The sequence below is a fragment of the Geminocystis sp. genome (assembly GCF_041753295.1).
In the GTDB taxonomy this organism is placed as follows: Bacteria; Cyanobacteriota; Cyanobacteriia; order Cyanobacteriales; family Cyanobacteriaceae; genus Geminocystis.
Genome location: NZ_JBGSUU010000010.1, coordinates 1 through 13379 on the forward strand (window position 1 = coordinate 1; position 13379 = coordinate 13379).

The following is a 13379-nucleotide window of genomic DNA, read 5'->3' on the forward strand; positions in this document are numbered from 1 at the left end:
ACTGGATCTATTTTTTGACACCAGCGATTAAAACATGGTGGCATTGATGAAGATGTTGTTTCTTTCATTTTGACCTAAAAACGTTATAATACAAAAATTATAACCTAATTTCTTTTATCGTTTTGTTTAAGTACCGTTAGACTGAATCAATAAAAAGTTCAGAATTTAGACAATATTAGTAAAAAAACTCAATATTTTAGAGTTGATTTTAAAACAAACATTTATATTAAATTAATCATAAAATATAGCTGTAAATTTTGATTTTTAAGGATTTAAGCTGATAGCTATGACATAAAGTTTCTTCGTAAAAGAGGAAGTACTTACGCAAAAAAAACGGACAAGCCACCTCCCCCCGAGCGCTACGGCTCAAGAAAAGGTGGCTTATATTTCTATACTTAAATAGTAACAAAAATATAGTTAAATGTCAAGAGATTTATTTAATTTTTTTTTAAACTTTAGTGAACTATTGATAAAATTAATTGATGAATATTAAAACAATAGATTAGCAAGAAAATAAGTAAAAAAAAGATAGAGATTTTTAAACTTGTTAAGGAATTTATTGGCTTAAAAAAAGGATAAAAAAACTTAATGTTTAGGAAAAATAAGAGGAAAATAAACTCATAAAAAGATGATTAAATGAAAGATGTTCGGAAAAATTATAATTTTATTCAACTAATTCAAAGTTAGCGGTAACATTTTGTACATCATCTAAAGATTCTAAAGTATCAATTAATCGTAATAAATATTTAATCTGATCTTGATCATTAATTTCTATAGTATTATTAGGTATCCAACGTAGCTCTATTTCTTTAACACAAAAATAGTTATTTGTCAAGATTTGATTAAGATTTTCTAGCCCGTCAATAGTCGTAAAAATTTCTGCACCTTGATAGTCTTCCTCGTTAATAATTTCGTAACTATGGGCATCGGTTTCTAAACAAACCTCTAATAACTTTTCTTCCTCTATGTTTCCTTCAATAATAACAACACCTTTTTGCTCAAACATCCAACTGACACAACCAGTTTCCCCAAGATTACCACCATTTTTAGTAAAAGCCGAACGAATATCGGCTGCGGTGCGATTACGATTATCTGTCAACGCCTCAATTAACACCGCCACTCCACCAATACCATAACCTTCGTATCTAATTTCTTCTAAGAGATTGTCATCATCGGTATAAGTACCAGCACCTTTAGCGATAGCCCGTTCAATGTTATCATTAGGAATACTAGCCGCCTTAGCCTTTTCAATAGCTGTGCGTAGCTGAAAATTACCTTCAGGATCTGGGATTCCATTACGAGCAGCGACAATAATAGCACGAGAAAGTTGAGTAAAAGTTTTACCTTTTTTAGCGTCAACAACGGCTTTTTGTCGTTTAATATTTGCCCATTTACTATGTCCTGCCATGATTTATTCTATAATTATGTCACCAAACTTTTAAAATGTAATTATGCCTGATTAGCTCTTGATAATCAACTTAAATCATATGGAAGACTATTTTGTGATTAGAGGTAAATCAAATAAAACAGAATTCATATAATTTTCCGCCCATTCAACGCCAAAGGCTTTCTCTAAAACTCGACGGGTTTTATCATTTTGTTGTTGCTGTAAACAGTAATTTTTTTGCCCTTGAAAATAGACTAATTTTTCACTATCAGAAACAGGATTACATTGATTTGCTATCTGACAATGAATAGTTAAATAATCTTTTACTATCTTTAAAAATAGCTTTTCTTCTTCCTCATTATTCGGGCGAATAAACAGACAAAAAGGGGAAAAAATATCACCCCAAGTAGGTAAATCTCGTTTATCAGTAAAAATTATTTCCTCTAAATTTGAGAGTCTTTCTTGATAGTTTTTAGATAAAGTTTTTTCGCTATTAGTAGGAGATAAATCAACAATAGCGGCACTTATTCCTGCTTTTCCTGCTACAATATCACAACCAAACATTGGTAAAGGATATTCAATATTAGGAAACATGACGCAATGAAGAATATCTAAATTACTGCCTACTTTTGCCAATTCAAGGTGCATCTTCCGAAATTCTCGACTTTGATAACAATAGTTTTGAATAGTTAATCTTTCACCTTCTAATTTTCCTTCGACATAGCCTAAACCTTCGGGTAATTCGTAGGGTGATAAAGAAAGATTTTCTTGCCAAGTAGTAATAATAATTTCTGCTAATTGATTGATAATAGGATGTAAACGACTTTTTAAATCAGAGGAAGAAGTTTCCATAAAAGATTATTAAAATTATTGATTTATTATAAATTTTGACTTTAATTTAATTACTTAATAGTTGCCACTAAAATTACAATACCGAAAATTAGACGATACCAAACGAAAACCCAAGTATCTTGTTTTTGCAAAAAATGAATTAACCATGCAATGGCTAAATAAGAGAAAATCCATGCAGAAATAACCCCAACAACCAAAGGAAAAATAGAAACGGAGTTAAAACCTTGAGAAAAAGCGTCTTTTAATTCTACTAAACCTGCTAAAGTAATAGCTGGAATACCAAGTAAGAAGGAAAAACGAGCAGCAGTTGCCCTTTCTAAATTCATAAATAAACCAGCGGTAATGGTTGAGCCTGAGCGAGAAACACCCGGTATTAAAGCAAGAGATTCAGCTAATCCCATTAAGATACCATCTTTTGTGGATAATTGGTCAAAATTGCGTTTATGAGTGCTAATTTTTTCTGCTATACCCAATAAAATTGCCATCACAATGGAGGCAATAGCGATGGTGGTTAAGCTGCGAAAACCCGAATTATCTAAATCCTGCACTAAAATTTTTAAAGCTAAACCAACAACAATAATAGGAATAGTACCGATAATAATGCCTAAACCAATTTTAAATTCTTGGGTATTATAATTCTTCGTTTTAACTGATTTAAGAATACCAGTTGTTAAATCTCTTAAATCTTGGCGAAAATACCATAAGACGGCTATGATACTGCCTAATTGAATAATAGCAGTATAACTGACTCCCGGATCACCCCAACCTAAAGCCACAGGTATTACTTTTAAATGTGCTGTACTACTAATAGGTAAAAACTCTGTTAAACCTTGTATTAAACCAAGAATAAATGCTTGAAATAGATTAATACTAACGTTAGAAGTTTCAGTAACAACATTATCACTTTGGGCAAATATAAGGGGTTGAGCAAATAAAGCTAATATGAATCCCCCCATAATGCCAGAAATTAGAGTATAAGTAGTTTGAGATTTCGAGTTAGACATTCACTGATAGTGATAATTAGGGCAACGAGTGTTAAATTATAACTCTTTTTGTACTTGTGCCACGCTTTCTAATTTTCCTTGTTGTTGGTAAATATTTTTAGCTTTTTCTAACATTTCTTTGGCTTCTGGTTTTCTACCTCTTTCTTTTAGCAGTAAGCCTAGACGATGATAACCGTAGGGGTTTAGGGGTGCTAATTCAATAAAACGACGATAAGCGACAATGGCACGAAAATAATCTTGTTTTTGTTCTAAAATTCTAGCAGTACCGCCGTAGGCTTGGATAGATTTATTATCTAAGATTGATGCTTCTTGATAGGCTTTGAGGGCGTTATCCCAGTCTTTTTGTTGCTCATAAACCATAGCCATTTTCATGATTACTTTAGCATTATTCGGCTCACTACTTTCGAGTATCTTTAATTGTGCTAATCCTTCGGCAGATTTTTGCTCTTTAAAGTAGGCTGTGGCTAATTTTAACCTCAAATCGTTATTTTTGGGAAACTTAACTATGGCGTTTTCTAAAAAAGCGATAGCCTCACTATTTTTATTTTGTTGATAAAGTGCTGTAGCCATAATATCGTAAGCGGTTTGATTATTACTATCTAAAGTTAGTATTTTTTGATAATAATTTTCGATTTGAGAATATTCTCCTTTTCTCAGGGATAAAACCCCTAAAGCAATTAAATTATCGACATTCTTTGGTTGTAGGGCGATCGCCCTTTCGTAAGCATTTATAGCGTTAGAATTATCCCCAATTTGAGCGAAAGTATAACCTAAAGCGGTATGAAAATCACTATTATCAGGTGCTAAAGTGATAGCTTGTTGATAAGCATTAGCGGCTGCTTGATAATCTCCTAAAGAAGCATAAAGATAACCCATACTTGAAAAAATTTTCGGGTTTCCATTATCTAAAGTAGCCGCTTGACGATAAATAGAAAGTGCGTTATTTAGGTCACCTACTGTAACATACTGTTTACCTTGTTGGAGTAAATTATATAATTGTTGTTTTTGTTGGGGATTCAATCTCGTAGCTACGGTTGAGCTATTTTGAGCTTGTGCCGTTAATTCTAAGGGGATTAATCCCATACCTCCTAAAAGTAAAGAGATGATTATGTGAGGGATAATTTTCTTATACACTCGGTTTTTAACCTCCGTTAAACTTAAAGAATCTTAATAATACCATAAAAAGCACCTAATTCATTAAATAGTGTTTAGCTTCTTCGGCTACGGCTATGGATTTATCTTGAGAAAGAATAGTTAATATTTCTTTGGTTTTTTCCCCCCCAAATCTGCCTAATGCTTGGGCGACACGATGACGAATTTGCCAATCATCATTATCCACAAAAGGAATTAATAAATCTATGGCACGAATATCTCCTAATTCTCCTAAAGCACTAATGGCTGAAGTTTGTAATAGTGAGTTATCAGAGTGTAAAGCGTCTTTGAGTAAATCAAAACCATCAGGATGTCCTAATTCTCCTAAAGCAGCTACAATACTGAATTGTATTAACCATTCTTCTGTTTCGTAATAAACTTTTTTCAAGTCGGGATAGGCTTGGGTAAGTTTTAATCCTGCTATGGCATCCGCCGCCGCCGCTCGAACATCGGCTTCAGGATCGTTGTATAATCTTTCTAGTAATATTTCTAAAGATTCTTCCAGATTTACGTCTCCCAAGGTGTCTAATTGAGAAATTGCGGCATAACGCACTCTGACATTATTGTCTTGAATAATCGGTTTAATTAACTCATAAGCTGTTTTTTTGTCTAATTGTCTTAATTCATTTATTCCTCTGATGCGATCGCCAAAATTATCAGCATTAATTAAATTTTTTACAGATTCGGGTGTAATAGTCATGATTTTGATAGTTAAAATTGATTAAAAAAGATGGATATTTAAAATTTACGGATAGAAGGGAAAAATTAACTTCCCAGAGGTTTTAATCTGATGCCATAGCTCGAATAATATCTCCTTGGGTAATAATTCCCACTACTTGCTCTTTTTCATCCATGACGGGAAGACGACGAATTTGTTTATCGTGAAGTAATTGTGCTGCTTTTTTCACTGATTCATGACAAGAGACGGTAATAGGCTTCTTACTCATGACATCTCCTACGGTTTGCCCTAAAACTTTCTGAATTTCTTTATCATGTTTGGCAGGATTTTGTAGATAAATAATACTGTCTAAAATCATAATATATGGCGGTGCTTCAATTCCTGTTTCTTGCCACATTAAATCACTCTCGGAAATTACTCCCACTAATTCCCCTTTTTCATCAATCACGGGTAAACCACTAATTTTATTTTCTGCCAAAATAGCGATGGCTTCCTTTAAGGGCATTTCTGGAGTAACAGTTATGGGAGTAGGTGTCATCACCTGTGCAATAGTTTTATTCATTTTGACTGATTTTAAATTTCTAACATTGGTAATTGTATCAAAATGCACTGTCTGAATTTTTTATTTGTTTCAATTATTTGCAAAATACAATAAAGGTATAGGTAAATTTCTCTAATTTAAAAAGTAATTATTCTAAAAGTAAGTCTAGCTATTATCATTAGAACAATATAAAAAATGTTTAAGTATCAATAATTAAATGCCTACTACCATAACCTCTGAGCAAGTTAATCAAATAGTTCATAATTTACATCATGATCCTTTTGAAATACTAGGTTGTCATCTAATCGGTGAAAAAGATAATCAAAAACAATGGGTAATCAGGGCATATTTACCAAAAGCTACCACTGCTTCAGTAGTTATTCCTCATAATCGTCAAGAATACCAAATGCGATCGCATCATCACCCCAACTTTTTTGAGTGTGAAATCGAAGCGAAAGAATTAAATAGCTATCAATTACGGATAAAAGAAGGAGATCAAGAAAAAGTAATATATGATCCTTATCAGTTTAAAGAAGTACAACTAACGGATTTTGATATACATTTGTTTGGGGAAGGTAATCATCATCGCATTTATGAGAAGTTAGGAGCACACGTTATCGAACAAAACGGCATTAAAGGGGTGTATTTTGCCGTTTGGGCACCTAATGCAAGAAACGTCTCAGTATTAGGGGATTTTAACTCATGGGATGGCAGAGAACATCAAATGCGGAAACGTCAGAATATGATTTGGGAGATCTTTATTCCAGATCTTGACTATGGTACACATTACAAATATGAGATTAAAAATTGGGAAGGACATATCTACGAAAAATCAGATCCTTTTGGATTTTATCAGGAAGTACGCCCTAAAACCGCTTCCATTGTGGCAAATTTAGACTCTTATCAGTGGAATGATCAAGATTGGCTTGAAAAACGTCGTAATACAGATCCCTTGAAACAACCCGTTTCTATATATGAAATGCACATGGGTTCATGGTTACATACGTCCATAGAAGTTCCTTTAAAACAATATGGAAAAACTGCTGAAATAGTACCAGTATCAGACATAAAGTCCACTGCCCGTTTTTTAAATTACTATGAATTTGCAGAGAAATTAATTCCCTATGTCAAAGAATTAGGTTATACTCATATTGAATTATTACCTGTAGCGGAACATCCTTTTGATGGTTCTTGGGGTTATCAAGTTACTGGTTATTATGCCGCCACTTCTCGTTATGGTAGCCCAGAAGACTTAATGTATTTCATCGATGTTTGTCACAAAAATGACATTGGTGTTATAGTTGATTGGGTACCCGGACATTTTCCGAAAGATGGCCATGGTTTAGCTTTCTTTGATGGCACACACTTGTATGAGCATGGCGATCCTCGTAAAGGTGAGCATAAAGGTTGGGGTACATTAGTATTTGATTATGGCCGTAATGAAGTCCGCAATTTTCTCGTAGCAAATGCCTTATTTTGGTTCGATAAATACCATATTGACGGGATTCGAGTGGATGCGGTGGCTTCTATGCTTTATCTTGATTATGACCGAGAAAACGGTGAATGGGTAACAAATCAATACGGTGGCAGAGAAAATATCGAAGCAGTGGAATTTTTACGTCAAGTTAACGGTACTATATTTAATTACTTTCCTGGTATCTTGTCTATAGCTGAAGAATCAACCTCTTGGGCTATGGTATCTCGTCCGCCTTACATGGGTGGTTTAGGTTTCAATATGAAGTGGAACATGGGGTGGATGCACGATATGTTAGATTATTTTGCCATGGATCCTTGGTTTCGTCAATTCCATCAAAATAGTATTACATTTAGTATGTGGTATCATCACAGTGAGAATTATATGTTAGCCCTTTCCCATGATGAAATTGTCCACGGAAAAAGTAATATGATAGGCAAAATGCCGGGGGATGAATGGCAAAAATTTGCTAATATGCGTAGCTTATTCGGTTATATGTTCGCACATCCGGGCAAAAAAACCATGTTTATGAGTATGGAATTTGGGCAATGGAGTGAGTGGAATGTCTGGAATGATTTAGAATGGCATTTATTACAATACGAAAAACATCAACAACTTAAAAAATTCTTCGCTGATATTAATACTCTATATAAAAATCAACCCGCTTTATATGAGTTAGATTTTGAAGAGGAAGGTTTCCAATGGATTGATTGTAGTGATAATCGTCATAGCGTTGTTGCTTTTCTCCGTCGTGACAAAAATGGTGAATTTATCGTGGCGGTTTGTAATTTTACTCCTCAACCCCATAGCCATTATCGCATTGGTGTACCTCAAGCTGGATTTTATACGGAAATCTTTAACAGCGATTCTCGTGAATATGGTGGTAGTAATATGGGTAATTTAGGAGGAAAATGGACTGAGAAATGGTTTTATCATAATTATCCTGATTCCCTTGATTTATGCTTACCTCCTTTGGGAGTTTTGATGTTAAAACTAGATACAGAAACCACTAATTCTCTAAATAGTTAAGGCTTTAACCATAGATAATTAACTATAGATAATCGATAATTAACTCTCCCCTTTAACATTTAAAATAGGGGAAGTTTTTAAAACAAGTTACTGAAACTGAATCAATTATCCATTTTTTATTATTAAAAGGTTATGGAAAATCTTTCTGACAATCAACATAATTCAATTTCTCCTCTACAACATCTTAAAAATTTCGGTAATAAATTAGTTAAAACAACTTTATTTATTACAATTCCTGTAGGTATTTTATACGTCATCAATTTACCTTATCCTGCCATTCGTCGCCCAATTTCTGAAAAAGTACCACTCTTATTATTACCTAGTCAAATTACTACGGAATATCATTTTAAAAAGTCTATCAATTTAATGGAACAAGCACAACAATTAATTGATAATGCCACCAGTCAAGAAGATTTACAATTAGGAGAAAAAAAATTACAGGAAGCAAAACAAAGTTTAAATGCTATTCCTGTTTATCCTAGTAACGATTTATTTGGCGGTAGTTATGGTTATGGTTGGCGTTTTTCTTCTTTTGGTTTTCAAGAAATGCGCGGTAAAGTAGGAGAATTAGAAGCAAAAATTTTTCAAGAAAAAAATGCACAAACTCTCTTCAAAAAAGCAGAATTAGCTTTTAATGAAGGAAAAAATAATTATGAAAATGCCAAAAATAATTATGATAAACAACAGGCAATTAAAACATGGAAATTAGCGATTAATAATTTAGAAGAAATCCCTGTTAATACTTTAGCAGGAGAAAAAGCACAACAAAAACTTAGTAGTAATCGAGAAGAATTAGAAGCAATAATTGGTAACTTTATACAAACAGAAAAATTAAATACTATCATAACTTCTGCTCAACAATTTTCTTTGAAAGCGGTAGAATTATCAAAAAATCCTCCTTATAAAGTTGAAAAATGGACTGAAATTGAAAATCAATGGAAAATGGCTATTAAGGAATTAGAAAATATATCTTTAGAAGATGGTAATGGCTATATTGAAGCTAAAAAATTAATGGCAGAATATAACAACAATTTATCAGAAATTCAACAGCGAAAAAAAGCTGAAGAAAAATCTATAGAGGCTTTTAACTATGCTAAAAATCAGATAAATCAATTGGTGACAAATAACGTTAATAATTCCGAAATTGATGTTAAAAAAATCATTATTCAAATTCAAGATATTCTTAATAAATTAAATGAAGTAGAAACTGGTACAACTGTCTATAATGAAGCACAAAATTTAAAACAATTTGCTAATAATAAAATAAAGGAATTAACCACAAAATCTATAACTCAATAAAAAATGAAAAATATTGGTAAATTAGGAGAAGAAATTATTGCTCAATGGTTAATCAATAAAGGTTATGATATTTTATACTATCGTTGGCGCTGTTTATGGGGAGAAATTGATTTAATTGCGAAGGATAATAACTCAAAAATCTTAGCATTTATTGAAGTAAAAACTCGTCAAGTTAATAACTGGGATGGTGATGGTGTTTTTGCTGTAAATGAAAGTAAGCAAGAAAAATTATTTCTAACTGCTGAAACTTTTTTAAGCGAAAATTTATCTTTATCAAACTTTAATTGTCGTTTTGATGTTGCCTTATTAACTTATACTCAAAATTCTACTATCAATCAAGGAGAAAATTTTATTATTAGTGATAATTACATAACTTATCAAAATTATCAATTTAAGATAGCTAATTATATTAAGAATGCTTTTTAACAAAATCTAAATAGAGGAAAAATATAGAAATTTATTACAATTTATGACTATTAAAAAACTACCTGAGAATGTTATTAAATTAATTGCAGCAGGAGAAGTTATCGATTCTTTAACGGCGGTGGTAAGGGAGTTAGCCGAAAATAGTTTAGATGCTAAAGCTAGTCGCATCGTTATTTCTCTTTATTCTCAGTCATGGAGTTTACAAGTTGCTGATAATGGCGAAGGCATGGAAGAAAATGATTTAGTGATGGCGATTCAACCTCATACCACTAGCAAAATTAACTCTACCGATGATTTAAGCAAAATTCAAACTCTGGGTTTTCGAGGAGAAGGATTACATAGTATTGCGCAATTGGCTGATTTAAACATTACCAGTCGAGTTAAAGATAGTTGTGGTTGGGAGATGATTACCCATCAAACTCAGGTTATTAAATGTTATCCCAAAGCCATCGCCGTTGGTACAATTATTCATGTCAGTAATTTATTTGCCAATATTCCTTTAAGAAGACAAGTAAATCCTTGTTTTAAAAAACAGCTTAAATCTATTCAAATATTAATCTCTAATTTGGCTTTATGTCATCCTCAAGTCAGTTGGCAATTATTAGTAGATAGTCATTTAATTTTAAATATTAGTGGTGATAATTCTCTGCAAAAAATATTACCACAATTGTTAAAAACTGTTAAATATTCTGACTTGGAAGAAAGAGAAATTAAAGTTAATACTCCTAATGAAAATAATATTTCTATTCTACATTTTATTATAGGATTACCTGATCGCATTTCTCGCCCTCGCAATGATTGGATGAGAATTGGTATCAATGGTAGAGTTGTTAAATGTCAAGAGTTAGAGTCTGCTATTTACTCTAGTTTTCATCGTACCTTAGAAAGAGATCGTTATCCTCTGATTTTCTTGCATTTACAAACATCTCCTCGACAAATTGACTGGAATCGTCACCCAGCAAAAGCAGAAATTTATTTAGATAACCTTGAATTTTGGCAAGAAATTATTAAAGAAAATATTGAGCAAATTTTTCGCTTAACGGATAATAATTTATCGACTCAAGTAGAAAATAAACGAGTTGAAAAAATTTTTAAAGTTGCCGAAAATAAAGCAGTTTATAATGTTGGAAATATATCTTCAAAAATTGAAGAAAATAACGATGGTGTTGAAAAATTAGGCTTAATTGATTTAAAAGTTATCGCTCAATCAAGGAATACCTATATCATAGCAGAACATTCCCAAGGAATTTGGTTAATTGAACAACATATTGCCCATGAAAGAATATTATATGAAAAGTTAAAAAATCAATGGCAAATAGTAACCATAGAAACCCCCATTATTTTAAATAAATTACTACCAAAACAAGTAGAAAATTTAATTAATTTAAGTTTAGAAATAGACTCCTTTGGGGAAGATTTATGGGCAATTAGAAGCATTCCCGAAACTTTATTACAACGAGAGGATTCCTTAGACGCTTTAATGGAGTTAAGTTGGGGAGGTGACTTAGATTCTGCCCAAGTTGCGATCGCCTGTCGTAGTGCAATTCGTAATGGCACAAAACTCACTATCAAAGAAATGCAAAACATCGTCAATGAATGGAAAATAACAAAAAATCCTCATACTTGTCCTCATGGGCGCCCAATTTATTTATCATTAGAAGAATCGTCACTATATCGTTTTTTTCGCCGTCATTGGGTATTAGGAAAAAGTCACGGTATCAACTAATTTATTAAAATAAAAGGGATTAGGAATTAGGTTAAAAGTTATCAAGATTTAATCTTGAAGGAAATTAGAGTTTTTATTCAAATTAAGTGATGAATAGAAAGAATATTACATACTCTAATAGACATCTCCAGAAAAAAAACAAATCAATTTTAATTTCAAAATCATTAAATAAATCTAGTTTATTGTCATTTTTAATCCTATCAAAATAATTATTGGAGAAATCTAATAGATAAATTAACTAAAGGAAAAAACTGAAATAATTTAATGTTTATAAACTGATTATTGAAAACTATTTAACCTAATATTTTCAATATCAAATATTTTATTTTGGGTAATATCAGTTATTAATTACTAATAAATAATTTAGTCGTCTTTTGTATCTGAAGTAATTTCACCCGAAAGGGGATTAACTTTCAATTCTCTTTTTTGATTGTTGCGATAGGCTTTGATTTCCCAACCGTCACTATCATCAAAATCAATTTCGACAATGGGAGAAAAACCTTTCGTTTCTAAATTTCTAACTATTTCTGACAGAGGTTTTGCGTTAGAAGGGGGCGTATCATCAGCAAATACAGAAGGTGAAACGGCGACACTAGATAATAAAATTAAAGATACAATGGTATTTTTCATCAATTTTCGACATTAAAATTATTATTAATCTTAGTGACGTATTTATACCTTAAAAGTTTCATCTTTTTTTTATTCATGGTGGGCGATGCCCACACTACATTTTTATTATACAGGTACTGTAACAGAAGCGGAATTTAACGCCTCAACTAAGGTGCGTACTACAGCTACCATGGCGACGGGATCATTTAATTTATTAACGGCAGAGCCAACGCCAATACCATCAGCACCAGCAGCAATCGCCATAGGGATAGTAACATCAGATAAACCAGAAGCACATAATACAGGAATTTCAACAGCTCGTGAAATAGCATAGGCGGCGGCAAGGGTAGGAGATGCTTTTTCAATTAAACCTAAAATACCGCTATGATTAGGATTAGAACTTGTACCGCCTTCAGTTTGAATTATATCAGCCCCTTCAGTAACTAAGGCTTGGGCTAATTCTACTTGTTGATCTAATGGTAAAGTATGAGGTACAGTGACAGAAAGAGTGATATTAGGTAATAAAGCACGGGTTTCACGGGTTAAGCGTAAAACATCTTCAGAAGAAAAAGTGATGCCTTGAGCATAAAAACTGTCAAAATTTCCAATTTCGATTAAATCTGCACCAGCATTGACGGCATCAACAAATAATAAAGGATTAACGGCAGATACGCAAACAGGAAGACTAATTAACTGACGAATGGTTTTGATTAAATTCACATCCGCAGCAATATCAACAAAAGTTGCTCCGCCTAATTCTGCGGCTTGACATACAGCACTAACATTATTAACGTCGAAATTATTTAAACCACTAATAACTTTGAGGACTTTTTTTGTAGCGAAGGCTTGGGCTAATTTTGAGTTGTTAATCATAATTAAACTTAAATTTTGTAACGTTTGGAAGGTTAATTATACCAAAAAGCAATTCATAATTAACCAGATGAAGAAGCAAAATTTTCTATGAAGGTAGGAGTTAGGAGTTAGGAGTTAGGAGATAGGAGTTAGGAGTTAGGAGATAGGAGTTAGGAGTTAGGAGTTAGGAGATAGGAGTTAGGAGATAGGAGTTAGAAGATAGAAGATAGAAGATAGAAGATAGAAGATAGAAGATAGAAGATAGAAGATAGAAGATAGAAGATAGAAGATAGAAGATAGAAGATAGAAGATAGAAGATAGAAGATAGAAGATAGAAGATAGAAGATAG

At 32.4% G+C, this 13379-nt stretch carries 12 protein-coding genes; 4 read left to right on the forward strand and 8 right to left on the reverse strand.

Translation table 11 applies throughout. The features are described from left to right. Nucleotides 1-664: 664 nt before the first annotated feature. From ACEW8E_RS00660 to ACEW8E_RS00685, 6 genes are all read right to left on the reverse strand, one after another. Entirely contained in the window at nt 665-1408 is a 744-nt protein-coding gene (locus ACEW8E_RS00660; RefSeq protein WP_373478412.1) for a YebC/PmpR family DNA-binding transcriptional regulator, read from the reverse strand. Nucleotides 1409-1495: 87 nt separating this feature from the next. Further along, nucleotides 1496-2239: a phycocyanobilin:ferredoxin oxidoreductase gene (locus ACEW8E_RS00665; protein WP_373478413.1), complete on the reverse strand. Its 744-nt coding sequence runs from the start codon at nt 2237-2239 to the stop codon at nt 1496-1498. Nucleotides 2240-2289: 50 nt separating this feature from the next. After that, nucleotides 2290-3243, reverse strand: coding sequence for an undecaprenyl-diphosphate phosphatase (locus ACEW8E_RS00670; RefSeq protein ID WP_373478414.1), 954 nt, complete (start codon nt 3241-3243; stop codon nt 2290-2292). A 36-nt stretch (nt 3244-3279) separates the two neighbouring features. Then, the gene (locus tag ACEW8E_RS00675; RefSeq protein WP_373478415.1) at nt 3280-4377 is read right to left on the reverse strand and encodes a tetratricopeptide repeat protein; all 1098 of its coding nucleotides are present in this window, start codon (nt 4375-4377) and stop codon (nt 3280-3282) included. A gap of 55 nt (nt 4378-4432) precedes the next feature. Continuing rightward, entirely contained in the window at nt 4433-5095 is a 663-nt protein-coding gene (nblB, locus tag ACEW8E_RS00680) for a phycobilisome degradation protein NblB (protein WP_373478416.1), read from the reverse strand. Between the two features lie 82 nt (nt 5096-5177). Then, complete coding sequence (locus ACEW8E_RS00685; protein ID WP_373478417.1) at nt 5178-5636, reverse strand: CBS domain-containing protein; 459 nt, start codon at nt 5634-5636, stop codon at nt 5178-5180. Between the two features lie 196 nt (nt 5637-5832). On the opposite strand from ACEW8E_RS00685, the gene glgB reads away from it, so the two are divergent. The 4 genes from glgB to mutL all read left to right on the forward strand — a co-directional run bounded on the left by glgB (nt 5833) and on the right by mutL (nt 11569). Then, nucleotides 5833-8118: a 1,4-alpha-glucan branching enzyme gene (gene glgB / locus ACEW8E_RS00690; protein WP_373478418.1), complete on the forward strand. Its 2286-nt coding sequence runs from the start codon at nt 5833-5835 to the stop codon at nt 8116-8118. Nucleotides 8119-8250: 132 nt separating this feature from the next. Further along, nucleotides 8251-9417, forward strand: a complete 1167-nt coding sequence (locus tag ACEW8E_RS00695; protein WP_373478419.1) for a hypothetical protein — start codon at nt 8251-8253, stop codon at nt 9415-9417. A 3-nt stretch (nt 9418-9420) separates the two neighbouring features. Continuing rightward, nucleotides 9421-9843, forward strand: a complete 423-nt coding sequence (locus tag ACEW8E_RS00700) for a YraN family protein (protein WP_373478420.1) — start codon at nt 9421-9423, stop codon at nt 9841-9843. Between the two features lie 43 nt (nt 9844-9886). After that, on the forward strand, nt 9887-11569 hold the full coding sequence (gene mutL, locus ACEW8E_RS00705; protein WP_373478421.1) for a DNA mismatch repair endonuclease MutL: 1683 nt from the start codon (nt 9887-9889) through the stop codon (nt 11567-11569). Nucleotides 11570-11932: 363 nt separating this feature from the next. Here mutL and ACEW8E_RS00710 read toward each other — a convergent pair whose 3' ends face one another. Beyond that, complete coding sequence (locus ACEW8E_RS00710; RefSeq protein WP_373478422.1) at nt 11933-12199, reverse strand: PepSY domain-containing protein; 267 nt, start codon at nt 12197-12199, stop codon at nt 11933-11935. Nucleotides 12200-12304: 105 nt separating this feature from the next. Next, nucleotides 12305-13051, reverse strand: coding sequence for a DUF561 domain-containing protein (locus ACEW8E_RS00715; RefSeq protein ID WP_373478423.1), 747 nt, complete (start codon nt 13049-13051; stop codon nt 12305-12307). Between the last annotated feature and the right edge of the window lie 328 nt (nt 13052-13379).